The sequence below is a fragment of the Isoptericola variabilis 225 genome, assembly GCF_000215105.1.
GTDB classification, from domain to species: Bacteria; Actinomycetota; Actinomycetes; order Actinomycetales; family Cellulomonadaceae; genus Isoptericola; species Isoptericola variabilis_A.
Genome location: NC_015588.1, coordinates 2,681,026 through 2,703,869, shown reverse-complemented (window position 1 = coordinate 2,703,869; position 22,844 = coordinate 2,681,026). Strand labels below are relative to the sequence as shown.

Below are 22,844 nucleotides of genomic sequence, written 5' to 3'. Positions count from 1 at the left end.
GCTACGCGGCCGTCGGGTAGGGCACTCCCGTCGTCGCGTGGCAGCGGTACCCGTGCGGGTGCTTCGCGGGGCTCAGGTACTGCTGGTGGTAGTCCTCGGCGTAGTAGAACGGGCCGGCCTCGGCCGCGGGCCGCAGCTCGGTGGTGATGGGGTCGTAGCCCTTCTCGGCGAGGACCCGGCCGTAGACCTCGGCCGTCTCGCGCACCACCTTCTCCTGCTCGGGCGTCGTCCAGTAGACCGCCGACCGGTACTGCGTCCCGACGTCGTTGCCCTGGCGGAAGCCCTGGGTGGGGTCGTGCCGCTCCCAGAAGATCCGCAGCAGCTCGTCCTCGCTCACGCGCGCGGGGTCGTAGGCGACGAGCACGGTCTCGGCATGACCCGTGCGCGCGGTGCAGACCTCCTCGTAGGTGGGGTTCGGCGTCGTGCCGCCCATGTACCCGACGGCGGTGCTCACCACGCCGGGGACCTGCCAGTAGATCTCCTCGGCGCCCCAGAAGCAGCCCATCGCCAGGTAGAGCACCCGCGTGCCCTCGGGCCACGGGCCCGTGATCGACGTGCCGAGCACGGTGTGCGGGCGCGGCGCCGGCAGCACGGGCGACTCGCGGCCCGGCAGGGCCTCCTCGGGGGAGACCATCGTCGTCTTGGCCGAGCCGCCGAACAGGCTGTCGAAGATCATCGCGCTTCCTCCTTACGGGCCCGCCGGTCGCGGCGGTCCCACCGATCCCAACCATGCCCCGCGCACGCGTGTTCCGTCACACGGGTGCCGCCGTCGTGCGAGCGACCGGCCACCGGGACATCGTGTCCGGGCAGGGGGCGGCAGTGTGTCGACCGAGGAGGGGTATGTCTCGCCGCTGGTACCGCAACGCCGCCGTCTACTCCGTCGACGTCGGGCTGTTCCAGGACTCGAACGGCGACGGCGTCGGGGACTTCCAGGGCATGATCACGAGGCTCGACTACCTCGACCGCCTGGGCATCACGGCGCTGTGGCTCAACCCGATCCACCCGTCGCCGCGCCGCGACGGCGGGTACGACATCACCGACCACTACGGCGTCGACCCGCGGCTCGGCAGCCTGGGCGACTTCGCGCAGCTGCTCGACGAGGCGGACGAGCGCGGCCTGCGCGTCATCCTGGACCTCGTCGTCAACCACACGAGCGACGAGGACCCGTGGTTCCAGGAGGCGCGATCTGACCCCGGCTCCCGGTACCGCGACTGGTACGTGTGGTCCGAGGACGAGCCGCGCGACGCCGCGGACGGGCAGGTGTTCCCCGGCGTCGAGAACGGCATCTGGACGTACGACGACGTGGCCGGCGCCTGGTACCGGCACCGGTTCTACTCGTTCGAGCCCGACCTTGACACCACGAACCCGGCGGTCCGCACCTCGCAGAACCGGTTCGCGATCTACCACCGGATCGTCACGGCCAAGCGCGCCGAGACGCGCGAGCGCAACGCCGCCCGGTTCGTCGAGATGCTGGAGCGCGGCGAGACGCCGTACCCGCAGAAGGCGTCGCCCGACCCGGCTCCGTAGGCTGGGCCGCGTGACCCACCACGACGACTGGTCCACGACCGGCTTCTCGACCCGTGCCATCCACGCCGGGCAGGATCCCGACCCCACCACGGGCGCGGTCGTGCCCCCGATCCACCAGGTGTCCACGTACAAGCAGGACGGCGTGGGCGGGCTGCGCGGCGGCTACGAGTACTCGCGCTCCGCCAACCCCACCCGCACCGCGCTCGAGACCGCGATCGCGGCCGCCGAGACGCCGTCGGGTGCCGCGCCCGCGCGCGGCTTCGCGTTCTCCTCGGGCCTCGCCGCGGAGGACACGTTCCTGCGCGCCGTGCTGCGCCCGGGTGACCACGTGGTCATCCCCGACGACGCCTACGGTGGCTCGTACCGCCTTGTAGCACGGGTCTTCGGACCCTGGGGCGTCGACCACACCGCGGTCGACCTCAGCGACCTCGACGCGGTCGAGGCGGCCCTCGTGCAGGGCCGCACGCGCGTGCTGTGGGTCGAGACGCCGACCAACCCGCTGCTCGGCGTCAGCGACATCGCCGCGCTGGCCGAGCTCGCGCACGCCGCCGGCGCGCTCCTGCTCGTCGACAACACGTTCGCCACGCCCTACCTCCAGCAGCCGATCGCGCTCGGTGCCGACGTCGTCGTGCACTCCACGACGAAGTACGTCGGCGGGCACTCCGACGTCGTCGGCGGCGCGCTCGTCGTGGCCGACGGCGCCGCGATGCCCGGCGGTCTCCAGGCGCCCGACGGCGGCACCTCGGTCGCCGACGCGGTCGCGTTCCACCAGAACTCGTCGGGGGCGGTGGCGGGCCCGTTCGACGCGTGGCTCACGCTGCGCGGCCTGCGGACGCTGGGCGTGCGCATGGACCGGCACTGCGCCAACGCGCACGCCGTCGCCGGCTGGCTCGAGCAGCACCCGCGGGTCGAGCAGGTGATCTACCCGGGCCTCGCGTCCCACCCGGGCCACGAGCTCGCGACCCGGCAGATGCGCGACTACGGCGGCATGGTCTCGTTCCGCGTGGGCAGCGAGGAGGCCGCGCTCGAGGTGTGCTCCCGCACGCGCGTGTTCACGCTCGCCGAGTCGCTCGGCGGCGTCGAGTCGCTCATCGAGCACCCGGGGCGCATGACGCACGCGTCGGTCGCGGGCTCGGCGCTCGAGGTCCCGTCGGACCTCGTGCGCCTGTCGGTCGGCATCGAGGACGTCGAGGACCTGCTCGCCGATCTCGAGCGCGCGCTCGGCTGACGCGTCGTGCCGGGCCGGACGGGCGGTCGCCGCTTAGGGTGATGCCGTGAGTGCCGAGCCGACCTCCGTGCGGGGTTCCGACACCGTCCCCCTCAGCGTGCGGTCCGCCGCGTCCTGGTCGTGGCGGCTGCTGCTCATCGCCGCCGCCGTGGCCGGCCTCGTGTGGCTGCTCGGCGCGCTCAAGACGATCGTCGTGCCGGTCGCCGTCGCGCTGCTGCTGACCATCCTGCTGAGCCCGCTGCGGCGGGCCCTGGAGCGCGTCGGCGTGCCGCGCGGGCTGGCGGTCGCGATCGCGGTCGTCGGGCTCATCGTGTTCGTCGCGGCGCTCGTCACGCTGGCCGGCCGCTCGCTCATCACCGGGTTCACCGACCTGCGCGAGCAGGCGGTCGCGGGCTTCCAGGAGCTCGTGCGCTGGCTCTCCGACGGTCCGCTCGGTCTCGACTCGACGCGGATCTCCGAGCTCGGCGACCAGCTGCAGGGCTCGGTCACGAGCGCGAGCTCGAGCATCGTCGCGGGCGCCCTGGGTGCCGCGACGACAGTCGGCCACGTGCTCGTCGGCATGCTCATCGCGCTGTTCTGCACGATCTTCTTCCTGTCGGACGGCCGCACGATCTGGACCTGGCTCGTCAACCTCCTGCCGATCGGGGCGCGCGAGAAGGTCCACCAGGCGGGCCGTCGCGGGCTCGTGACGCTCGCGGCGTACGTGCGCACGCAGATCCTCGTGGCGCTCGTCGACGGCGTCGGCATCGGCATCGGCGCGGCGTTCTTCGTGCCGGGGCTCGCGCTGCCGATCGGCATCCTCGTGTTCGTCGGCTCGTTCGTGCCCATCATCGGCGCGATCGTCACGGGCGCGGTCGCGGTCGTCGTCGTGCTCGTGGCGCAGGGCTGGGTGTCCGCGCTCGTCATGCTCGGCATCGTCCTGCTCGTGCAGCAGGCCGAGAGCCACATCCTGCAGCCGTTCCTCATGGGCCACGCGGTCTCGCTGCACCCGGTCGCCGTGGTGCTCGTCGTGGCGGCGGGCTCGCTCGCGGCGGGCATCGTCGGCGCGCTGTTCGCGGTGCCGTTCGCCGCGGTGCTCAACACCGTGCTGCTGTACCTGCACGGCCACGACAAGTTCCCCGAGCTCGGCACCGAGGACCACGTGCCGCTCCTGCGTCGACGGCCCACGCTGCCCGGTACGCTGCTCTGGCCCGGCCGGACCACGGCCGGCACCACGAGCGGCGACGGAGCTGAGGCAGCCGACGAGGGCGTGCCGCGCGTCGCCGGTGACGCAGCAGGAGAGAACAGGCCGTGACCCTTGGCCCCCAGGACCGCACCGACCCCCTCGGCGACGATCCGACGCACCGCGTGACCCTCGCGGACGTCCGCGACGCCGCACGCCTGGTCGACGGCGTCGTGACCCGCACGCCGGTCCACGCCTTCCGCGCGCTGTCCGAGATCGCAGGTGCCGACGTCGTGCTCAAGTGCGAGAACCTGCAGCGCGCGGGCTCGTTCAAGGTGCGCGGCGCGTACACGCGCATGAGCCGCCTGAGCGACGCCGAGAAGGCGGCGGGCGTCGTGGCGGCGAGCGCCGGCAACCACGCGCAGGGTGTCGCGCTCGCGGCGCAGATGCTCGGCATCCACGCCGTCGTCTACATGCCGACCGACGCGTCGGTGCCCAAGCTCGTCGCGACCCGCGGGTACGGGGCCGAGGTGCGCCAGGTCGGCACGAGCGTCGACGAGGCCCTCGTCGCCGCCCGCGCGGAGGCGGCCCGCTCGGGGCGCGTCCTCATCCACCCGTTCGACCACCGCGACGTCGTCGCCGGCCAGGGCACCGTCGCCACGGAGATCCTCGAGCAGGTGCCCGACGTCGGCACGGTCGTCGTGCCGCTCGGCGGCGGCGGGCTCGTGGCCGGCATCGCGACGGTGCTCGCCGAGGCCGCCCCGCACGTCCGGGTGGTCGGGGTGCAGGCCGCCAAGGCCGCGGCGTACCCGGCGTCGCTCGCGGCGGGCCGGCCCGTGCCGGGCCGCCTGGGCGCCACGATGGCCGACGGCATCGCCGTCGGGACGCCGGGCGACGTCCCGTTCGAGGTGCTGCGCCGGCTCGGCGTCGAGGTCCGCACGGTCTCGGAGGACCAGATCTCCCGGGCGCTCCTGCTCGTGGCCGAGCGCGCCAAGCTCATCGTCGAGCCGTCCGGCGCCGCGGCGATCGCCGCCGTCATGGACGCCCCCGGCGAGCTGCCCGGCACCATCGTGCCGGTGCTCTCGGGCGGCAACATCGACCCGCTGCTCCTGCTGCGGGTGGTCCAGCACGGCCTGGTGGCCGCGGGCCGGTACCTGCAGCTGCGGCTGCGCATCGACGACCGGCCGGGCGCGCTCGCGAACCTGCTCGGCACCATCGCCGACGCGGACGCCAACATCGTGCACGTCGAGCACACCCGCACCGACACCTCTCTGGGGGTGTCCGAGGTCTTCGTGACGCTCCAGCTCGAGACGAAGGGTCCCGAGCACTGCGAGGCCGTCGTCCGCCGCCTGCGGGACCTGGGTCTCGACGTCGTCGCGCACTGACGCCGCCTCACCCCGGGTGAACGTCGGGGTGAAATGCACGCCGGCGCGCTCCGGGAGCGCGTGGCTGTGCGCACCATGGGTCGAGGCCACCATGCGACGGCGAACGCTGGTCGAGGACGCGCCCGGCGGGGCGCGCGTCCGCACCCCCGACCCCAGGGTCCCGCCGACGGTCCTCGACGGGCCGCTCGAGGGCGTGCTCGCGGCACTGCTGCTCCTGCACGTCACGGGCGACGACGCCTGGGCCGAGCCCGACGACGCGCCCGGCGTCGCCGGGCGCCGGGCCCGGGCCGAGGCGGCGGTCGACCTGGTGCGCGCCGTCGCGGCGCTGCGGCCCGACGAGCCCGAGGCGCGGGCCCTGCTCGCGCTCGTGCTGCTGCGCCACGCCCGCCGCGGCGCGCGCACCGGGCCCGACGGGCGGCCGCTCGACCTCGAGGACCAGGACCGGTCGCTGTGGCGGCGCGACGAGATCGACGAGGGCCGGCGGGTCCTCGAGCGGGCGCTCGCCGACGGCCGGCCCGGGCCCTACCTGGTCGCCGCGGCGATCGAGGCGTTGCACGACGACGCCCCGACCGCGGCCGCGACGGAGTGGGACGAGATCCTCGCGCTGCACGACGCGCTGGCCGGCCTGGCCACCGGGCGGGCCACCGGCTGGCCGCCGTCGCCCCTCGCCGCGCTCGAGCGCGCCGTCGCGCGGGGCATGGTGCACGGGCTCGAGGTGGGCCTCGTCGCGCTCGACGAGCTCGAGGGCATGCCCGGCCTCGAGGGGCTCCTGCCCGCGGCACGGGCCCGCCTCCACCGCTCCGCCCCCCGATAGCGCTGTGGGCGTGATCTCTGGCCCGTTTCGTCCGGATCATCCGGGCGAAACGGGCCAGAAATCACGCCCACAGCGGGACGCGCGCGTGCGGCTCAGCCGGAGAAGGGCTTCGCCGCCGTGATCTCGACCGTGATCTCGCGGCCGTTCGGCGCGGTGTACGTCGTCGAGTCACCGACCTTCTTGCCGTCGATCGCGGCGCCGAGCGGCGACGTCGGGGAGTACACGTCGAGGTCCGTCGTCCCCGCGATCTCGCGCGAGCCGAGGAGGAACGTCATCTCGTCGCCGGCGACGACCGCCGTGACGACCATGCCCGCCTCGATGATGCCGTCGTCCGCGGGCCTGCTGATCTGGACGTTGCGGAGCTTCTCGGTCAGCTCGCGGATGCGGGCCTCGTTCTTCGCCTGCTCCTCGCGGGCGGCGTGGTACCCGCCGTTCTCCTTGAGGTCACCCTCGTCGCGGGCTGCGGCGATGCGCTCGGCGATCTCGGTGCGGGCGGGGCCGGAAAGGTGCTCCAGCTCGGCCTTCAGCCGGTCGTGAGCCTCCTGGGTGAGCCAGGTGACGTTCGGCTCGGTCACGTGGGCTCTCCTTTCGTGGTGCTCGGTGGCCTGGTCCCGGCCGCGCTCGTACGGCCGACGGGCGTCGGCACGCGCGTCGGCTGGTGCAGGACTGCGTGTGAATCCCTCAGGATAGCGTGACCCGGGCGACGGCGGTCATTCCGTGACGACGCACCGGTCGACGACGGCGGTCGTCGCCTCCTCGGACGTGCGCACCGTCACGGTGTGGCGGCTCGTGAGGCCCTCGCTGGGGCCGACCGGCACCTCGAGCGTGCCGACCTGGGCGTAGCTCTGGGAGAGCGCGTCGACGGTGCACACCGCCGTCGTGCCGCGCGGCATGTGGACCTGGAACGTGACGTCGATCTGCTCGGGGCTCGGGACCGTGAAGCCCACGACGTCGACCGTCACCGGGGCCTGGCGCGTCTGCTCGGCCGCGAGCCAGGCGGCGCCGGCCACGCCTGCCGCGAGCGCCGCCCCGATCGCGATCTTCGCGCCCGTGCCGAGCCGGCGGTCCGCCCCCTGACCGCCGGGGCCGCGGGTCCCGTAGCGGTCGGCGGGCGGGGTGGGGATGGCCGGGTCGCTCATGGTGCACCATTGTCCCTGACGCCCCATGCCCTCCAGACCTCGGGAGCCGACCTTGTCCTCCGCCCCGCACGAGCAGCTGCGCCTCATGGCGGTGCACGCGCACCCCGACGACGAGTCGAGCAAGGGGGCGGCGACCACCGCGCGCTACGCCGCCGAGGGCGTCGACGTGCTCGTCGTCACGTGCACCGGCGGCGAGCGGGGCGACGTGCTCAACCCCACGTTCGTCGTGCCGGAGGCGCACGAGTTCGACACGCTCGAGGGCAAGCGCGCGCTGCGCCGCGCCGAGATGGAGGTCGCGGCCGAGGCGCTCGGCGTCCGCCAGACGTGGCTCGGGTTCGTCGACTCGGGTCTGCCGGAGGGCGACCCGCTGCCGCCGCTTCCGGAGGGGTGCTTCGCGCTCGTGCCGCTCGAGGAGGCCGCCGCGCCGCTCGTCGAGCTCGTGCGCCGGTTCCGGCCGCACGTCATGACGACGTACGACCCGTCCGGCGGCTACCCGCACCCGGACCACATCAAGTGCCACGAGGTCGCGTTCGAGGCGTTCCACGCCGCGGGCGACGCGTCGCGCTACCAGGTCGACGGCGGCGCCGCCCCGTGGCAGCCGCTCAAGCTGTACTACAACCACGGGTTCTCGATGGAGCGCATGCGGGCCGTGCACGAGGCCATGCAGGGCGCCGGGCTCGAGTCCCCGTTCGGCGACTGGATCGAGTCGCGCACCGCGCGCGAGATCCCCGAGCGCACGGTCACCACGAAGATCGAGTGCGCGAAGTACTTCCCGCAGCGCGACGCCGCCCTGCTCGCCCACGCGTCGCAGATCGACCCGAACGGCTTCTTCTTCGCCGTGCCGCGCGACGTCGAGGCCGAGGTGTGGCCGTGGGAGGAGTTCGAGCTCGCGGAGTCGCACGTGCCGACGCGCACGCCCGAGGACGACCTGTTCGCGGGCATCCGCGGGACGGAGGCGGCCCGGTGAACGCCCTGCTGACCGGCCTGGCCGGCGTGGTCGCGGCCGTCCCGAGCCCGAGCCCGACGTCGCGCGTCCCGGACGAGCTCGAGGTCACGCCGGGCCTGTCCGGCTTCCTGGCGACCTTCGCCGTGGCCGCGGCCGCGGTGCTGCTGTTCCTGTCGCTCACGCGCCACCTGCGCACCGCGCGCTCCAACGCGATCGAGCGCGGCATCCCCGTCGAGGAGCCGCGGCGCCACCGCTTCGCGGACGAGCCCGGCGCGGACGAGCCCGGGTCGGTGCAGAGCCCGGACGTGGGGCCCGTGGGCGGGCCCGACGGGCGGGGCGCCGGCGGCGACGGGCCGGGCTCCGGTGACGGACCCGACACCGACGGCGACGGGCGGGGCGACCGCCGGGGGCCCGCGGCCCCATGACGGTGCGGGTCACGGTCGGCCAGGTCGCGGTCGCCGACGACCGGGCGGCCAACCTGGCGATGGTCGCCGACGCGTTCGGCGCCGCGGCCCGCGTGCGCTCGGACCTGCTGATCCTGCCCGAGTACGCCTCGGGGTACCACCGTCAGGGTGTGGGCTCGGAGCACGCCGAGCCCCTCGACGGCCCGTTCGTCACGGCGCTGCGCCGGCACGCGCGCGAGCACGGCGTCGCGGTGGTCGCGGGCACGACGCTGCCCGGCAGCGGGTCGGTCGGCCCCACCGGGCGGCAGCGGGCGGTCAACGCGGTCGTCGGCGTCGACGCGACGGGCGCGCTCGCGGGCGTCTACCGCAAGGTCCACCTGTACGACGCGTTCGGGTTCCGCGAGTCCGACCTGCTCGAGCCCGGTCCCGCGGACGCCCCGCCGCTCACCCTGCGCGTCGGCGACCTCACCTTCGGGGTCATCACGTGCTACGACCTGCGGTTCCCCGAGTCGGCGCGGCGCGTGGTCGACGCCGGTGCGGACGCGATCGTGGTGCCGGCCGCCTGGGTCGCGGGTCCGCTCAAGGCCGAGCACTGGCGCACGCTGCTGCAGGCGCGCGCGATCGAGAACACTGTCGTGGTCCTCGGCGTCGGGATGGCCGGCACGGGCGTGACCGGGCGGTCGACGCTCGTCGGGCCCGACGGCGTCGTCGGCCTCGAGCTCGGCGAGGCACCCGAGTACCGGACCGTCGACCTCGACGCCGAGGCCCTCGCCGCCGTGCGCGAGCGCAACCCGTCGCTCGCCAACCGCCGCTACGCCGTCGTCCCCCGCGACACCCCGCCGAGGTAGCGCTGGGCGCGGCGAGGTAGCGCACGATCCGGCGAGGTAGCGCACGATCCGGCGAGGTAGCGCACCACGATCCGGCGAGGTAGCGCACGATCCGGCGAGGTAGTGCACGACGGCGCTACCTCGCGGTGAAACGCGCTACCTCGCGGTGAAACGCGCTACCTCGCGGTGAAACGCGCTACCTCGCGGTGAAACGCGCTACCTCGCGGTGAAGCGCGCTACCTCGCGGGACGGATCAGAGGGTCGCGAGAAAGATCGCGACGGTGTGGCACGCGAAGCCGACGACGGTGAGCGCGTGGAAGATCTCGTGGAACCCGAACCAGCGGGGCGAGGGGTCGGGCCGCTTGGTGCCGTAGACGATCGCGCCGAGCGTGTAGGCGAGCCCCCCGCCGGCGACGAGCCACACCACCGCGATCCCGCCCGACGCCGCGAACTGGCCCATGTAGGCCACGGCGACCCAGCCGAGCGCCACGTACACCGGCACGTAGACCCACCGCGGCGCGTCCATCCACAGCACGCGCGCGAGCAGCCCGACGACGGCGCCGCCCCAGACGATCGACAGCAGGATCGTCGCGGTGCGCGGGTCGAGCAGCATGACGGCGAGAGGCGTGTACGTGCCCGCGATGATGAGGAAGATGTTGGAGTGGTCGAGCCGGCGCAGGGCGGCGCCGACGCGCGGGGACCACGTCCCGCGGTGGTAGACGGCGCTCGTGCCGAACAGCATGACCGCGCTGAGCCCGAACACGGCGGCGGCGACCTTCCCGGCCACGGGCGGGGCGAGCAGGACGAGCACGACGGCGGCCACGAGCGCAAGCGGCGCCGTGACGGCGTGGATCCACCCGCGCAGACGCGGCTTGAGGCGGGCGGCCTGCTTCCCGGCGGCCACGGAGACGGTCTGCACGACGTCGGACACGGCCTCGCGCGCCTCGTGCATCGCGCCCTTGGCGTCGGCCACGACGTCGTGGGCGCCGTCGCGCGAGCCGTCGCGGTCGAACGGTCGGCCGTGCTGGTGTGCGGCAGCTGCCACGTGTCTCCTCCTCGTCAACCTACGGAACCGTAGGTTACGCAAGCGTAGGGTACGGCGCGGGAGGTCTCGACCCCGTCGTGTGAAGATCGTGCGACGACGTCGGTCCGGTCGCCCGCCGAACCGGCCCGCCCGTCCGCGGCGGGGCGCGACGGCGGTACGGTTGTCCGCGTGCGCCTGCCCCACCTGCTCTACGGCCTGTACGAGCGGCGTCTCGCCGCGTCGCTGCCGGCGCGGCAGATGCCCCGGCACGTCGGCGTGATCCTCGACGGCAACCGCCGCTGGGCCAAGTCCTTCGGCGAGCCCGCGCACACCGGCCACCGGCGCGGCGCCGACAAGATCACCGAGTTCCTCGGCTGGGCCGAACCGCTCGGCATCGAGGTCGTCACGCTGTGGATGCTGTCGACCGACAATCTCGCGCGGCCCGCGGACGAGCTCGCCAACCTGCTCGACATCATCCGCGACGCGGTCGACGAGCTCGCCGAGACGGGCCGGTGGCGGCTGCGCGTCATGGGCAGGCTCGACCTGCTGCCCGACGACCTCGCCGCCGCCCTCAAGGCCGCGGCCGACGGTACGTGCGACGTCGACGGCCTCCAGGTCAACGTGGCGATCGGCTACGGTGGGCGCCACGAGATCGCCGACGCCGTGCGCTCGTACCTGCGCCAGGAGGCCGCCGGGGGAGCGACGCTCGAGGAGCTCGCCGAGCGCATCGACGTCGACGACATCGCCGCCCACCTGTACACCAAGGGCCAGCCCGACCCCGAGCTCGTCATCCGCACGTCGGGCGAGCTGCGCGTGGGTGGCTTCCTCATGTGGCAGAGCGCCCACTCGGAGCTGTACTTCTGCGAGGCGTACTGGCCCGACTTCCGGCGGGTCGACTTCCTGCGGGCGCTGCGCGACTTCTCGCGCCGCGAGCGCCGGCTCGGGCGCTGACCGCGCGTCCGGCGGGCGGTGCGAGACGGGACGAAGGAGACTGCGACCGTGACCTCCGGCGAGAACCCGGGCGAGACCACCCACGAGCCCGCCCGTGACAGGACCGTCTCGACCGGCGCGCGCCGGGCCGCCGAGGCGTGGGAGTCCCTGTTCCGCACCCAGGTCACGCTCATGCGCCGCTTCCGCGCGGACGACATCTGGCAGGACCTGACCATCGGCGAGTACGACGTGCTCTACACGCTGTCGACCGGACCTGCGGACGGCATGCGGCTGCGCGACCTCAACGAGAACGTGCTGCTCGCCCAGTCGTCGCTGTCGCGGATGGTCGACCGGCTCGCCGAGCGCGGTCTCGTCCGCCGCTCGGCCGCGGCCGACGACGCGCGCGGCACCGTCGTCTCGCTCACCGACGAGGGGCGGGAGCTGCAGCGCACGACCGGCCGGGCGCACGTGCGCACGATCGAGCGCTACGTCGGCGAGGCGCTCGAGCCCGACGAGCTCGAGGAGCTCGCGCGCCTGCTCGACAAGCTGCGCGCCGCGCAGGCCCGGATCCCCGCGACGGGCTCGCGGCGATGAGCGCGCCCGTCGCCGAGGACGTGCGCCTGGTCGCGCTCACCGGCGGCATCAGCTTCCCGTCGTCGTCGCGCCTGCTGGCCGACCTGCTCGTCGCGCGCGCCGCGGCGCACCTCGAGGCGGCGGGCCGCACGGTCGCGACGCGCGTCGTCGAGGCGCGCGACGTCGCCGAGGACGCCGCGACCGCGACCGTGCTGGGGTTCCGCAGCGCCGAGCTCACCGAGGCGCTGACGGCGGTCGAGGAGGCGCACCTGCTCGTCGTGACGACGCCGGTCTTCCGCGGCACCTTCTCCGGGGTGTTCAAGACGTTCGTCGACCTGCTCGACGGCCGGCGCGTCACCGGCACGCCGGTCCTGCTCGGCGCCGCGGGCGGCACCCCGCGCCACACGCTCGTCGTCGACCAGGCGCTGCGTCCGCTCTTCGCGTTCATGGGAGCGGTGCTCGTGCCCGTCGGCGTCTACGCGAGCACGGCCGACTGGACGGTCGAGCGGCTCCCGACGGAGGCGCTCGCCGAGCGCGCCGACCGTGCGGGCGCCCAGCTCGCCCGCCTCGCGAGCCTGGTGGACGACCCGGCGCTGGGCCCGCGGCGCTCGTTATCCTCGGGCGCGTGACCGCCACCGCAGCCGCCCCGCACGTCGTCGTCGTCCCCGACTCCTTCAAGGGCAGCCTCAGCGCGCGCGAGGTGGCCGACGCCGTGTGCGCCGGCGTGCGCGTCGCCGCGCCCGACGCGCGGATCACGTGCCTCGCGATGGCGGACGGCGGCGAGGGCACGCTCGACGCGCTGCTGAGCACGTGGCGCACCGAGGTCCGCGCCGTCGAGACGGTCGACGCGATCGGCCGCCCGACGACGGCGCGGTGGGCGGCGTCGCCCGACGGACGCGTCGGCGTCGTCGAGCTCGCCGAGGCGAGCGGTCTCCCGCGCGTCTCCGACCGGACCCTGCAGCCGCTGCGCGCCCACACGCGCGGCACGGGCGACCTCGCGGCCGCGGTGCTCGACGCCGGCGTCGAGGAGGTGCTCGTGTGCCTCGGCGGGTCCGCGTCCACGGACGGCGGCGCCGGCCTGCTCACCGGTCTCGGCGCGCGGCTGCTCGACGCCGACGGGGCCGAGGTGCCCGACGGCGGCGAGGGGCTCGCGCGCGTCGCGTCGCTCGACCTGTCCGGTCTGCACCCGCGCGCCCGCGAGGTGCGGTGGCGCGTCGCCGTCGACGTCACCAACCCGCTCGTGGGAGAGCAGGGCGCCGCGGCCGTCTTCGGGCCGCAGAAGGGCGCGCGGCCGGGCGACGTCGCGTTCCTCGACGAGGCCCTGACCTGCTGGGCCAACCTGCTCGAGCGCGAGACCGGCGTGCGCGTGCACGAGCTGCCCGGCGCGGGTGCGGCCGGCGGCGTGCCCGCCGCGCTGGTCGCCGTCCTCGGCGCGGGCCTCGAGCACGGGGCGACGCTCGTCGCCGAGACAGTCGGCCTGCCCGCGGCGCTCGCGGACGCGGCGCTCGTGCTCACGGGCGAGGGGTCGTTCGACTCGCAGTCAGTGCGCGGCAAGGTGGCCGACGGCGTGGCCCGGCTCGCGGCGGCGTCGCCCGCGCGACCGCCCGTCGTCGTGCTCGCAGGCCAGGTGCTGCTGCCCGCACCCCAGGCGCGCGCCGCCGGGATCGCGGCCGCGTTCTCGATCGCGCCGGGCCCCATCGATCTCGAGGACCTGCTCGGCCGCACCGCTGCCCGCCTCACCGACCTCGCGACGTCGGTCACGGGCCTCGTGCTGGCGGCCCGCCCCGCCTGACCGTTGCCGCGGTCCAGGAACAACCTGGACCCGTCTTGCGTTGTTCTTCACAAGCACCGGGAGCGGTCCAGGCCGTTCCCCCAGGACACGCCAAGAAACGGCAGTCTCACGAAAGGCAGGACGGAGGACCGCATGGCGCGGCGCAAGGCACGTGTGGAGTTCGAGGACGACCTCGGGCGTCCGGTGGTGTACCACCGGCAGCCCGACGGCGGCCTCGTGTCCCCGCGCGCCCAGGTGGACGAGACCGCGACGCTCGCGACCGGCGCGTACGTCGAGGAGGGCGCCAGGATCGGCGCCCGGGCCCGCGTGGGCGTGGGCAGCTGGGTCGACGTGGACGCGGTCGTGGGTCACGACGCGGTCGTGGGCCGCAACGTGCACGTCGGCCCCCGCACGACGCTCGGGCCCCGGGTGCGCGTCGAGGACGGCTCGCGGCTCGGCTCGGACGTCACGGTCGAGGCGGGCGTGCGCATCCTTCCGGACAGCCTCGTGCCCGACGGCGCGGTCGTGCGCCGCGAGGGCCGCGGCCCGTACGGCATCGCCGCCTGACGCGGCTCACGGCTCCGTGTCGTCGTGCAGGACGACGCGGGACAGCTCGACGGCGCCGCTCGGCAGCCGCCAGTAGTGCAGCCGCCGGGCCTGCGGGGTGTTGACCTGCAGCGCGAGCCGCCACGCCGCGGCGCCGTCGGACTCGCGCACCAGGTGCGGGTCGCCCCCGCCCTCGCCGCGGCGCAGCCGGTGCAGCTCGAGCCCCGGCACCTCGTGCGCGCGCCCCGTGAGCACGAGGACCACGGCCCGCAGCACCTTGTCCTCGAGCCCGCGCCCCACCTCGGCGAGCGACGCGCAGAACTGCGGCCCCACGGCGTAGGGCCCGAGCGGGTAGCGCGCCTTCTCCTCGGCGGGGACCGTCTCGGCCCACGTGCGGTGGACGTCGTAGCGCAGCTGCTCGACGGCGTCGGCGAAGAGCCGCCGGGGCCCGTCCTCGACGCCCGCCTCGGCGAGCCGGCTCTCGAGCGCGCGCTCCGACTTCTGCGCCTTGCGCAGCCTCGTCTTGAGCTGCTCGACGCGCGCCGTGCGGTCATCCAGACGGGCGCGCAGCTCCTGCGCGTGGTCGCGCAGCCCGGCGACCTCGAGCTCGAGCGCGCGGTGCGCCGTGCGCAGCCGGGCGAGCTCGCGCTCGGCCTCGTCCGCGCGCGCCCGCGCGGCGTCCAGGCTGAGGCGCAGCTGGTTGAGCGCGCCCTTGCGCGACGACGGTGCGCCGCCGGGCGCGGTGTCGTGCGCCGCCGGGGCGGGGGAGTCCGCGCCCGAGGACGCCGCGCGCCGAGCGAGCACGGCCGGCGTCGGCCGCTCGGGCGCCGCGGCCGGCGGCGCCGCGGCCGGCGGGGCCGCGTTCGGCGGGGTCGTCGGCACCGAGGCGCGCTCGGGATCCGGCGCCGGGGCGGGCGACCCCGCGCCGTCGTCCGCGGCGGCGTCGTGCACGGGCGGCTCGAGCCACGGCGGGCCGCCGTCGAGCAGCGCGAGCGCCGGCAACGGCTCGTCGCGCGCGTCGTCGACGTCGTCGAGCCGCAGGCCCGGCGTCACGACCGGTCCGGCCGGCCCCGGGACGGGCCTGCCCTCGACGACCCGGGCGAGCACGACCTCGCCCACGCTGAACAGGTCGCCGAGCAGGTCGAGGTCGTTGCCCGTCACGTGGTCGCGATGGACGCGCACGCGCACGGCGGGTGCCAGCTCGAGCGTCACGGCGTCGTCGGCGACCGCCGCGACCCGCGCGGGCACGACGGCGCCCACCGGGTACGCCGCGGCCACGCGCCGCAGCTGCGCCGCGGCGTCGGGCAGCATGCCGCGCACGTCGAGCCGGCCGGTCGCGGCGTCGAGGCGGCCGCGCACGCGCATGCCGCGCGCGAGCAGCCGGGACAGCGGCACGCCCGGCAGCGTGAGCTCCTCGGCGACCTGCAGGGTCGTGCCGTCGTCGGTCTGCACGAGCGCGCGGGCGCCGACGGTCCCCAGGACGGTGGCGGTCACCGTCGCGGCGGGCGCGTCCGACGCCGACGACCCGGCGAGCCCCGCGGCGGCCGCGGCGGTGAGCGCGTCCTGCACGAGCCGGTCGCGCACCTGCGCGCCGCGCACGTCGTCGTAGGCGAGCCAGAGGTGGGACCGGGCGAGGTCGTGCACCCACGCGAGCCCCACGGGGTAGACGCGCGACGCTCCGCCGTAGACCTGGGTGCCCGGGGGCATCGCGTGCGAGAAGGCCCACGACGGGTCGCCGTCGTGCACCACAACGACCTCGGCGAGGCCGCGCACCTCCTCGAGCACGGCCGCGGGGTCGACGTACGGGTGACCGCGGTCGCGCGGCGTCGAGACGACCACGACCGGCCACGACCGGCCCGGGTCTTGCAGGTGCCGGGCGAGCCCGGCGGCGTCGGCCTCGGAGCGCACGTGCCCGACGGCGGTCGGCACGGCCGGCCGTGCGGCGGGCGGTGCGCTCGTCGTCGTCACGCGTCCCCCCTCCGTGGTCCGTCCGTCGAGCCTACCGACGGCGCGGCGGGCGCACCCGGCGGACGTGCCGTCGGTAGGCTCGTCGGACGGACCCGCCTCAGGACGTTGCCGAGGGAGATGACAGCGTGTGCGTTCAACGTCACGTCGCGTCCGCCCAGGTTTCCGGCGTGTGGGCGGGGGCGCGGATGACAGGATGGGGGACATGCCGATGACCCCCCAGTCGGCGGCCGACGCCCGCCCGTACGACGCCCTGCTGCTGTACTCCTTCGGAGGCCCGAACAAGCCGGAGGACGTGGTCCCGTTCCTCCGGAACGTGACGGCCGGCAAGGGGATCCCGGACTCGCGGCTCGAGGAGGTCGGCGAGCACTACTACGCGTTCGGCGGCAAGAGCCCGATCAACGAGCAGAACCTCGCGCTCAAGGCCGCGATCGAGGCCGAGCTCGCCGAGCGGGGCATCGACCTGCCGGTCGTGTGGGGCAACCGCAACTGGGAGCCGTACACCGACGACGCGATCGACGAGCTCGAGCGGCTCGGGGCGAAGCGCGCCGTCGCGCTCGTGACGTCCGCGTACTCCTCGTACTCGGGCTGCCGCCAGTACCGCGAGGACCTCGCCGTCGTGCTCGACAAGCGCGGCCAGCTCGGCCCCGACGGCTCGACGGGCGTCCAGTTCGACAAGATCCGCTCGTACTTCAACCACCCGGGCTTCGTGCAGGCCAACGTCGAGGCCGTGCTCGACGCGTACCGCGAGCTCGAGGCCAAGGGCGGCTCGCCCGCGCACGCGCGGCTCGTGTTCGTCACGCACTCGATCCCCACGACGATGGAGGAGGCCTCCGGCGTCGGGCACGCGACGTACTCCGAGCAGCACCTCGACGTCGCCGCCGTCGTCGCCGAGGCGATCGCCGAGCGCCGCGGCCACCCGGTCCAGTGGGAGCTCGCGTACTGCTCGCGCTCGGGCCCGCCGTCGCAGCCCTGGCTCGAGCCCGACGTCAACGACCTGCTCGAGCAGCGTGCGGCCGAGGGCCTGCGCAACGTCGTGCTGTCGCCCATCGGGTTCGTCTCCGACCACATGGAGGTCGCCTACGACCTCGACACCGAGGCGATGGAGACCGCCGCGAACCTCGGCATGACCGCGGTCCGCGCGGGCACCGTCGGCACGCGCCCCGAGTTCGTGCGCGGCCTCGTGGACCTGCTGCTCGAGCGCGCGGCGCTCGCGCGCGGCGAGTCCGTGGAGGAGGCGACCGTGGGGTCGCTGCCCGCCTTCCCGTCCGTCACGCCGCCCGACTGCTGCCTGCGCCGCCACGGCGAGCCCAGCGGCATCCCGGCCCTCTGCAGCGAGGACATGCACCGATGAGCGAGCACGTCCACGGCGACACCGGCGAGGCCGTCGACGCCGAGGCCATCAACGCCTCGACCCGCTACACGATGGTGTCGGTGTTCTCGCTCGCCGAGCCCCTGCCCGTGGGCGAGGCCGAGCGCGCGGAGATCGTGGCCGAGGCCGAGGCCGCGCTGTGGGACGGGCAGGCCGAGGCCGACCGCGACCCGGCGCGCGCCACCGGCGACGTCGTCGTGCGCGGCGTCTACGACGTCGCGGGCCTGCGGGCCGACGCCGACCTCATGGTCTGGGTGCACGGGCCGACGGTCGAGTCCGTGCAGGGCGCGTACCGCCGGCTGCGTGCGTCGCGGCTCGGCTCGGTGCTCGCGCCCGAGTGGTCCGTCGTCGCGCTGCACCGCGCCGCCGAGTTCAACCGCGGCCACGTCCCGGCCTTCCTCGCGGGCGAGCGCCCGCGCGACTACCTGTGCGTGTACCCGTTCGTGCGCTCGTACGAGTGGTACCTGCTGCCCGACGCCGAGCGCCGCACCATGCTGCGCGACCACGGCATGGCCGCGGCGGGCTACAAGGACGTGCGCGCCAACACCATGGCGACCTTCGCGCTGTCGGACTACGAGTGGCTGCTCGCGTTCGAGGCCGACGAGCTGCACCGCATCGTCGACCTCATGCGCGACCTGCGCGCCACCGAGGCCCGCCGCCACGTGCGCGAGGAGGTGCCGTTCTTCACCGGCCCGCGCGTGACGCTGCAGGAGTGGGCGGACCGTCAGCCCGTCGCCTGACCGCGTGTCAGAAGCCTGGTGGGCTCTGGCCCACCAGGATTCTGACACGTTCGGCGTCGGGTTCAGGGCAGGGTCGCGACGACGACGGTGCCGCCGGGGCCGTCCGCGTCCTCGTCGTGCACGACGGCGGGGCGAAGCCCCGCTCTCTCGGCGAGCGCGACGGCCGTGGCCGCCTGGCCGGGGGAGATCTCGAAGAGCAGCCTGCCCGTGCCGGCGCGGAGCCAGTCGGGCGCGGCGGCGACGACGCGGCGGAGGACGTGGAGGCCGTCGGGGCCGCCGTCGAGGGCCGTCGGTGGCTCGTGGTCGCGGGCCTCGGGCGGCATCGTGGCGATCGCGTCCGCCGGGACGTACGGGGCGTTGCACAGCAGCACGTCGACGCGGCCGCGGAGCTCGGTCGGCAAGGGCTCGAGCAGGTCGCCCGTGCGGACGGTCGCGCCCAGCGGCTCGAGGTTGGCGCGCGCGTGCGCCGTCGCGGCCGGGTCCACGTCGGACGCGTGCAGCGTGACGCGCGGCGACCGCCCGGCCGGGGTACCGCCGTCGGGCACGTGCGAGCGCAGCCCGAGGAGGACGGCCCCGCCGACCGCACCGCAGCCGCAGCACAGGTCCACCACGACCACCGCATCTGCCGAGTTGTCAGGCCCACGCCGGGGTATACGGCCGCGTGAGCCTGACACCTCTGCCAGCGCCGTGCGCACCATGAGCTCCGTGCGCCGGCGCGGCACGAACACGCCCGGCCCGACCGACCAGCGCCGCCCCGCGAACTCGACCCGGCCGAGCACGTGCTCGAGCGGCTCGCCGGCGACGCGGCGGGCGACGAACTCCTCCAGCATGCCGGCCTGACCGCCGCGGACGCCGTCGGCGTCGAGCAGCAGCGCGGCCTCCTCCTCGGCGAAGACGCAGCCGGCGGCCCGAAGGCGCGCGGCGACGTCGTCGAGCAGCGTCACGCGTCCACCGACGCGGCGACGGTCTCGAAGTGCTCGACCGTCGGGAACGGCTCGTAGAAGTGGTGGAGCAGTTCGCGCCAGCGCGGGTACCGGTCCGAGCCGCGGAAGCCCTCGGTGTGCGCCTCGACGGACTCCCACTCGACGAGCAGCAGGTAGGTCGAGGGCGACTCGACGGACCGGGACAGCCACAGCCCGCCGAAGCCGGGCGTCGCCTCGATGAGCGGCCGGGCCTCGACGAGCGCCGCCTCGAACGCGGCCTCGTGACCGGGGCGGACGGGCAGGAGCGCGTGCTCGAGGATCATCGCGCCAGCGTACGTGTCAGAAGGCTGGTGGGCCTGAGCCCACCAGCCTTCTGACACGGATCAGGGACGGATCAGGGGTAGAGGCCGCGGATCTCGTGCGCCTCGGCGGTGCGCTTGACGCCGATGATGAGCGCGGCGTCGCGCAGCGAGACCCCGTGCTTCCGCGCCATCGCGGCCACCTCGTGGTAGGCGGTCGTCATGCGGTGCTCGAGCTTCTCGGCGATCTCCTGCTCGGTCCACCAGTACGTCTGGTTCGCCTGGACCCACTCGAAGTAGGAGACGACGACGCCGCCCGCGTTCGCGAGCACGTCGGGCACCACGGTCACGCCGTTCTTCGCGAGGATGCGGTCGCCCGCGGTCGTCGTCGGGCCGTTGGCGCCCTCGACGACGTAGCGCGCCCGCACCTGGCTCGCCGTGACCTCGTCGAGCACGCCCTCGACGGCCGCCGGGACGAGCACGTCGACGTCGAGCGCGAGCAGCTCGGCGTTGGAGATCGGGTCGGCACCGTCGAAGCCGACGACCGAGCCGGTCGCGGCGACGTGCGCGAACAGCCGGTCGACGTCGATCCCGGTGTCGGCCTTGATGCCGCCGTACTGGTCGCTGACCGCGACGACGCGGGCGCCGCGCGCGGCGAAGATCGCGGCGGCGTGGGAGCCGACCTTGCCGAAGCCCTGGACCGCGACGGACACGCCGTCGAGCTTCTCGCCGACCTTCTCGAGCGCCGCGGCCGTCACGTGGACGATGCCCGCGCTCGTCGCGGTGCCGCGGCCGAGCGACCCGCCCACCGCGAGCGGCTTGCCGGTCACGACGGCCGGGATCGTGTAGCCGCGGTTGACCGAGTAGGTGTCCATGACCCAGGCCATGGTCTGGGAGTCGGTGCCCATGTCGGGCGCCATGATGTCGGTGTCGGGGCCTATCATCGGCATGATCTCGGACGTGTACCGGCGCGTGACGCGCTCGAGCTCCGACAGCGAGTACTCGCGCGGGTCGATGGTGACGCCGCCCTTGGCGCCGCCGTAGGGCAGGTCGACGACGCCGCACTTCCACGTCATCCACATCGCGAGGGCGCGGACCTCGTCGATGTCGACGGACGGGTGGTAGCGCAGGCCGCCCTTGCCGGGCCCGCGCGAGACGTTGTGCTGGACGCGGAAGCCGTGGAAGAGCACCGTCTCGCCGCTGTCGCGCCGCAGCGGCACCGCGACGTGGATCTCACGGCGCGGGGTGGCCAGCATGCGGTGCAGGCCCTCGTCGTAGCCGAGGTGCTCGACGGCGGTGGCGAGCTGCTCGTGCGCCGTGGCCAGGGGACCGTCGGGGCGCGGGGGAGCGGAGGGTGCGTCAGGCAGGTCGGGTGTGGTGATCGACGACGTCGTCACTGGTCCTCCAGGACACGTGCCGGCGTCCTTCGTGAGGGCGTCGGCGTGGGTTTCGCGGCCCGGGTTTGTGGGCCTCGTCACCACCGTAACGCCTCTCCCGGGGCGCTCACGACGCGGGCGAACAGGCGGCGTGGCACGCCTCGTGGAGGGGTTACCGAGGGTTGACCAACGGCTGACCGACGGTGCGGCGACGACCACCGCCGGGCCACCCGCCGGTCACCGCTCGGCGGTGGCCCGGGGCGATCGTCCGGCGGTCAGTGCCCGAACTCGTCCGAGTCGGTGACGTGGTCCTCGCCCCGGTCGAGCGCGCTGATGTCGTCGATGTCCTTCTGGGTGAGCTGGACGTCGACGCTGGCGAGGTTCTGGCGCCGGTGCTCCCGGGAGCCCGACCTGGGCACCGTGACGATCCCGCGCTGGGTGAGCCAGCGCAGCACCGCCTGGGCCGGGCTGCACCCGGTGCGCGCGGCGATCTCCGTGATCACGGGGTCCTGCAGCATCGTCGCCGGCTGGAGGGGGCTCCACGCCTCGGTGACGATGCCGTGCGACACGTGGTAGGCGTGCGTCGAGGCGCGGGTGGCATAGGGGTTGAGGTTGATCTGGTTGACCTCGGGCGTCACGCCCGTGGCCTCGACGAGCCGGTCCAGGTGGTGCGGCTTGAAGTTGGACACCCCGATCGCGCGCGCCAGCCCCTCCTCGCGGAGGCGGATCATGCCCTCCCAGGCCTCGACGTAACGGTTCTGGCCCGGGTTGGGCCAGTGGATGAGGAGCAGGTCGACGTACTCGAGCCCGAGCCGCTCGAGGCTGTTCTCGCACGCCTGGCGGGCCCCGTCGACGCTGTGCCAGCGCTTGTTGAACTTCGTGGTGACGAAGAGCTCCTCGCGCGGGACTGCGGCGTCGCGGATCCCCTGGCCGACGCCGCGCTCGTTGCCGTAGTTCTCGGCCGTGTCGACGAGGCGGTAGCCGTCCTCGATCGCGGTCCGGACGCACTCGGCGGCCTCGGCGTCGTCGAAACCGGCGGTGCCCAGGCCGAGGACCGGCATCTCGGTGCCGTGGGACAGGGTCACGGTGGGAGCGGTGGTCGTCATGCCAGGCAACGTACGGCGGGCGCCCGGCCCTCGCAGCGCCAGCGCCCTCCCACCCCGCGAGTTGTCAGGCCCAGGCCGCGGTGTACCCGGGCGTGGGCCTGACAACGCCGGAGCGCGACGAGTTGTCAGGCCCAGGCGGGGCTATGCCCGAGCGTGGGCCTGACAACTCGTGGGGGGTGGCTGAGTGGTCAGCGGACGCGGCGCCAGACGGCGGGCAGGAGCGCGCCGGCGATGGCGGCCTTGATCGCGTCGCCGGGCAGGAACACGACCGCCCCGGCCATGAGCGCCGCGCCGATCGGCATGCCCGCCACCGCGGCGAGCCACGGCACGCCGCACGCGTAGATCACCGCGGTCCCGACGGCGTACGCGCCGACGGTCGACAGCACGCGGCGGTCAGCACCCCGGCGGGCGAGCGCGCCGACGGCGGCCGACGCCGCGACGAACCCGAGCAGGTAGCCGCCGCTCGCGCCGGCGACCGCCTCCCAGCCGGAGGCCCCACCGGTGAACACGGGCAGGCCGGCGAGCCCGACGCCGACGTACAGCACCTGCGCGAGCGACCCGCGCAGCGGGCCGAGCGCGGCGGCGCCGAGCAGCACGGCGAACGTCTGGCCGGTGACGGGCACGGGCAGGCCGGGGATCGGGATGCGCAGCTGCGCGGTGAGCGCGGTCAGGGCGGCGACGCCGACGACGAGCGCGACGTCGCGCACGAGCGTGCCGGGCAGCACGTCGGCGAGGACGCGACGGGGGCGGGCGGTGGGCAGCGGGAGCGCGGCTGAGGTCATGGCCA

The 22,844-nt window shown here is 74.9% G+C and carries 25 protein-coding genes; 15 read left to right on the top strand and 10 right to left on the bottom strand.

The genetic code is table 11. The annotated features are described in order from the left end of the window. Position 1 precedes the first annotated feature (1 nt). On the bottom strand, positions 2-676 hold the full coding sequence (msrA, locus tag ISOVA_RS12425) for a peptide-methionine (S)-S-oxide reductase MsrA (protein WP_013839573.1): 675 nt from the start codon (positions 674-676) through the stop codon (positions 2-4). A gap of 164 nt (positions 677-840) precedes the next feature. On the opposite strand from msrA, the gene ISOVA_RS12420 reads away from it, so the two are divergent. The 5 genes from ISOVA_RS12420 (at position 841) to ISOVA_RS12400 (ending at position 6,116) form a co-directional block, all read left to right on the top strand. Continuing rightward, complete coding sequence (locus tag ISOVA_RS12420) at positions 841-1,527, top strand: alpha-amylase family glycosyl hydrolase (RefSeq protein WP_013839572.1); 687 nt, start codon at positions 841-843, stop codon at positions 1,525-1,527. A gap of 10 nt (positions 1,528-1,537) precedes the next feature. Continuing rightward, entirely contained in the window at positions 1,538-2,755 is a 1,218-nt protein-coding gene (locus ISOVA_RS12415) for a cystathionine gamma-synthase (protein ID WP_013839571.1), read from the top strand. Between the two features lie 46 nt (positions 2,756-2,801). Next, positions 2,802-4,049 (top strand): AI-2E family transporter, encoded by a 1,248-nt coding sequence (locus ISOVA_RS12410; protein ID WP_013839570.1) that lies wholly within the window; start codon positions 2,802-2,804, stop codon positions 4,047-4,049. Beyond that, positions 4,046-5,302, top strand: a complete 1,257-nt coding sequence (gene ilvA, locus ISOVA_RS12405) for a threonine ammonia-lyase (protein ID WP_013839569.1) — start codon at positions 4,046-4,048, stop codon at positions 5,300-5,302. Before ISOVA_RS12410 ends, ilvA begins: the two co-directional genes overlap by 4 nt. Positions 5,303-5,393: 91 nt before the next feature. Next, positions 5,394-6,116, top strand: coding sequence for a DUF6596 domain-containing protein (locus ISOVA_RS12400; protein ID WP_013839568.1), 723 nt, complete (start codon positions 5,394-5,396; stop codon positions 6,114-6,116). Positions 6,117-6,208: 92 nt separating this feature from the next. Here ISOVA_RS12400 and greA read toward each other — a convergent pair whose 3' ends face one another. Both greA and ISOVA_RS12390 read right to left on the bottom strand, forming a co-directional pair. After that, positions 6,209-6,691: a transcription elongation factor GreA gene (gene greA / locus ISOVA_RS12395; protein ID WP_013839567.1), complete on the bottom strand. Its 483-nt coding sequence runs from the start codon at positions 6,689-6,691 to the stop codon at positions 6,209-6,211. A gap of 135 nt (positions 6,692-6,826) precedes the next feature. Beyond that, a complete protein-coding gene (locus ISOVA_RS12390) occupies positions 6,827-7,255 on the bottom strand; it encodes a DUF4307 domain-containing protein (RefSeq protein WP_143762127.1) in 429 nt (142 codons plus the stop codon). Positions 7,256-7,280: 25 nt separating this feature from the next. On the opposite strand from ISOVA_RS12390, the gene mca reads away from it, so the two are divergent. Genes mca through ISOVA_RS12375 form a run of 3 tightly spaced genes read left to right on the top strand, consistent with a single transcriptional unit; the run spans position 7,281 to position 9,453 of the window. Further along, on the top strand, positions 7,281-8,222 hold the full coding sequence (gene mca / locus ISOVA_RS12385) for a mycothiol conjugate amidase Mca (protein ID WP_049788346.1): 942 nt from the start codon (positions 7,281-7,283) through the stop codon (positions 8,220-8,222). Beyond that, positions 8,219-8,626: a hypothetical protein gene (locus ISOVA_RS12380; protein ID WP_013839564.1), complete on the top strand. Its 408-nt coding sequence runs from the start codon at positions 8,219-8,221 to the stop codon at positions 8,624-8,626. Before mca ends, ISOVA_RS12380 begins: the two co-directional genes overlap by 4 nt. Then, entirely contained in the window at positions 8,623-9,453 is an 831-nt protein-coding gene (locus tag ISOVA_RS12375; protein ID WP_013839563.1) for a carbon-nitrogen hydrolase family protein, read from the top strand. The genes ISOVA_RS12380 and ISOVA_RS12375 overlap by 4 nt, the downstream gene beginning before the upstream one ends. Positions 9,454-9,685: 232 nt before the next feature. Here the strand turns inward: ISOVA_RS12375 and trhA are convergent, their stop codons facing one another. Continuing rightward, a complete protein-coding gene (trhA, locus tag ISOVA_RS12370) occupies positions 9,686-10,477 on the bottom strand; it encodes a PAQR family membrane homeostasis protein TrhA (protein WP_013839562.1) in 792 nt (263 codons plus the stop codon). Between the two features lie 168 nt (positions 10,478-10,645). Here trhA and ISOVA_RS12365 point away from each other — a divergent pair, with 168 nt between their 5' ends. The 5 genes from ISOVA_RS12365 to ISOVA_RS12345 all read left to right on the top strand — a co-directional run bounded on the left by ISOVA_RS12365 (position 10,646) and on the right by ISOVA_RS12345 (position 14,297). Continuing rightward, on the top strand, positions 10,646-11,407 hold the full coding sequence (locus tag ISOVA_RS12365; protein WP_013839561.1) for an isoprenyl transferase: 762 nt from the start codon (positions 10,646-10,648) through the stop codon (positions 11,405-11,407). A 48-nt stretch (positions 11,408-11,455) separates the two neighbouring features. Then, positions 11,456-11,980 carry a MarR family winged helix-turn-helix transcriptional regulator gene (locus tag ISOVA_RS12360; protein ID WP_013839560.1) on the top strand — a complete coding sequence of 175 codons (525 nt, stop codon included), beginning with the start codon at positions 11,456-11,458 and terminating at the stop codon, positions 11,978-11,980. Further along, on the top strand, positions 11,977-12,588 hold the full coding sequence (locus ISOVA_RS12355; protein WP_013839559.1) for a CE1759 family FMN reductase: 612 nt from the start codon (positions 11,977-11,979) through the stop codon (positions 12,586-12,588). Before ISOVA_RS12360 ends, ISOVA_RS12355 begins: the two co-directional genes overlap by 4 nt. Then, positions 12,585-13,751 carry a glycerate kinase gene (locus tag ISOVA_RS12350; RefSeq protein ID WP_013839558.1) on the top strand — a complete coding sequence of 389 codons (1,167 nt, stop codon included), beginning with the start codon at positions 12,585-12,587 and terminating at the stop codon, positions 13,749-13,751. Before ISOVA_RS12355 ends, ISOVA_RS12350 begins: the two co-directional genes overlap by 4 nt. Positions 13,752-13,883: 132 nt before the next feature. Next, positions 13,884-14,297, top strand: a complete 414-nt coding sequence (locus ISOVA_RS12345) for an LbetaH domain-containing protein (RefSeq protein ID WP_013839557.1) — start codon at positions 13,884-13,886, stop codon at positions 14,295-14,297. Between the two features lie 6 nt (positions 14,298-14,303). Here ISOVA_RS12345 and ISOVA_RS16835 read toward each other — a convergent pair whose 3' ends face one another. Then, the gene (locus tag ISOVA_RS16835; protein WP_013839556.1) at positions 14,304-16,244 is read right to left on the bottom strand and encodes a coiled-coil domain-containing protein; all 1,941 of its coding nucleotides are present in this window, start codon (positions 16,242-16,244) and stop codon (positions 14,304-14,306) included. A 202-nt stretch (positions 16,245-16,446) separates the two neighbouring features. Between ISOVA_RS16835 and ISOVA_RS12335 the strand changes: the two genes are divergently transcribed. Both ISOVA_RS12335 and hemQ read left to right on the top strand, forming a co-directional pair. Next, a complete protein-coding gene (locus ISOVA_RS12335; protein ID WP_013839555.1) occupies positions 16,447-17,595 on the top strand; it encodes a ferrochelatase in 1,149 nt (382 codons plus the stop codon). Further along, entirely contained in the window at positions 17,592-18,353 is a 762-nt protein-coding gene (gene hemQ, locus ISOVA_RS12330) for a hydrogen peroxide-dependent heme synthase (RefSeq protein WP_013839554.1), read from the top strand. The genes ISOVA_RS12335 and hemQ overlap by 4 nt, the downstream gene beginning before the upstream one ends. 62 nt (positions 18,354-18,415) lie before the next feature. Here hemQ and ISOVA_RS12325 read toward each other — a convergent pair whose 3' ends face one another. The 5 genes from ISOVA_RS12325 to ISOVA_RS12305 all read right to left on the bottom strand — a co-directional run bounded on the left by ISOVA_RS12325 (position 18,416) and on the right by ISOVA_RS12305 (position 22,839). Then, a complete protein-coding gene (locus tag ISOVA_RS12325) occupies positions 18,416-19,297 on the bottom strand; it encodes a putative protein N(5)-glutamine methyltransferase (RefSeq protein ID WP_013839553.1) in 882 nt (293 codons plus the stop codon). Beyond that, positions 19,294-19,599, bottom strand: a complete 306-nt coding sequence (locus ISOVA_RS12320; protein ID WP_013839552.1) for an antibiotic biosynthesis monooxygenase family protein — start codon at positions 19,597-19,599, stop codon at positions 19,294-19,296. Before ISOVA_RS12320 ends, ISOVA_RS12325 begins: the two co-directional genes overlap by 4 nt. 71 nt (positions 19,600-19,670) lie before the next feature. After that, positions 19,671-20,972, bottom strand: coding sequence for a Glu/Leu/Phe/Val family dehydrogenase (locus ISOVA_RS12315; protein ID WP_013839551.1), 1,302 nt, complete (start codon positions 20,970-20,972; stop codon positions 19,671-19,673). A 254-nt stretch (positions 20,973-21,226) separates the two neighbouring features. Further along, positions 21,227-22,057, bottom strand: coding sequence for an aldo/keto reductase (locus tag ISOVA_RS12310; RefSeq protein ID WP_013839550.1), 831 nt, complete (start codon positions 22,055-22,057; stop codon positions 21,227-21,229). A 188-nt stretch (positions 22,058-22,245) separates the two neighbouring features. After that, a complete protein-coding gene (locus tag ISOVA_RS12305; RefSeq protein ID WP_041294880.1) occupies positions 22,246-22,839 on the bottom strand; it encodes a biotin transporter BioY in 594 nt (197 codons plus the stop codon). Between the last annotated feature and the right edge of the window lie 5 nt (positions 22,840-22,844).

Excerpts from the sequence above, each read along its gene's own strand:
- msrA (WP_013839573.1), bottom strand. The coding sequence starts at position 676 with ATGATCTTCGACAGCCTGTTCGGCGGCTCGGCCAAGACGACGATGGTC.
- ISOVA_RS12420 (WP_013839572.1), top strand. The coding sequence starts at position 841 with ATGTCTCGCCGCTGGTACCGCAACGCCGCCGTCTACTCCGTCGACGTC.
- ISOVA_RS12400 (WP_013839568.1), top strand. The coding sequence starts at position 5,394 with ATGCGACGGCGAACGCTGGTCGAGGACGCGCCCGGCGGGGCGCGCGTC.
- ISOVA_RS12390 (WP_143762127.1), bottom strand. The coding sequence starts at position 7,255 with ATGAGCGACCCGGCCATCCCCACCCCGCCCGCCGACCGCTACGGGACC.
- mca (WP_049788346.1), top strand. The coding sequence starts at position 7,281 with ATGCCCTCCAGACCTCGGGAGCCGACCTTGTCCTCCGCCCCGCACGAG.
- ISOVA_RS12375 (WP_013839563.1), top strand. The coding sequence starts at position 8,623 with ATGACGGTGCGGGTCACGGTCGGCCAGGTCGCGGTCGCCGACGACCGG.
- ISOVA_RS12355 (WP_013839559.1), top strand. The coding sequence starts at position 11,977 with ATGAGCGCGCCCGTCGCCGAGGACGTGCGCCTGGTCGCGCTCACCGGC.
- ISOVA_RS12345 (WP_013839557.1), top strand. The coding sequence starts at position 13,884 with ATGGCGCGGCGCAAGGCACGTGTGGAGTTCGAGGACGACCTCGGGCGT.
- ISOVA_RS12335 (WP_013839555.1), top strand. The coding sequence starts at position 16,447 with ATGCCGATGACCCCCCAGTCGGCGGCCGACGCCCGCCCGTACGACGCC.
- hemQ (WP_013839554.1), top strand. The coding sequence starts at position 17,592 with ATGAGCGAGCACGTCCACGGCGACACCGGCGAGGCCGTCGACGCCGAG.
- ISOVA_RS12320 (WP_013839552.1), bottom strand. The coding sequence starts at position 19,599 with ATGATCCTCGAGCACGCGCTCCTGCCCGTCCGCCCCGGTCACGAGGCC.
- ISOVA_RS12310 (WP_013839550.1), bottom strand. The coding sequence starts at position 22,057 with ATGACGACCACCGCTCCCACCGTGACCCTGTCCCACGGCACCGAGATG.
- ISOVA_RS12305 (WP_041294880.1), bottom strand. The coding sequence starts at position 22,839 with ATGACCTCAGCCGCGCTCCCGCTGCCCACCGCCCGCCCCCGTCGCGTC.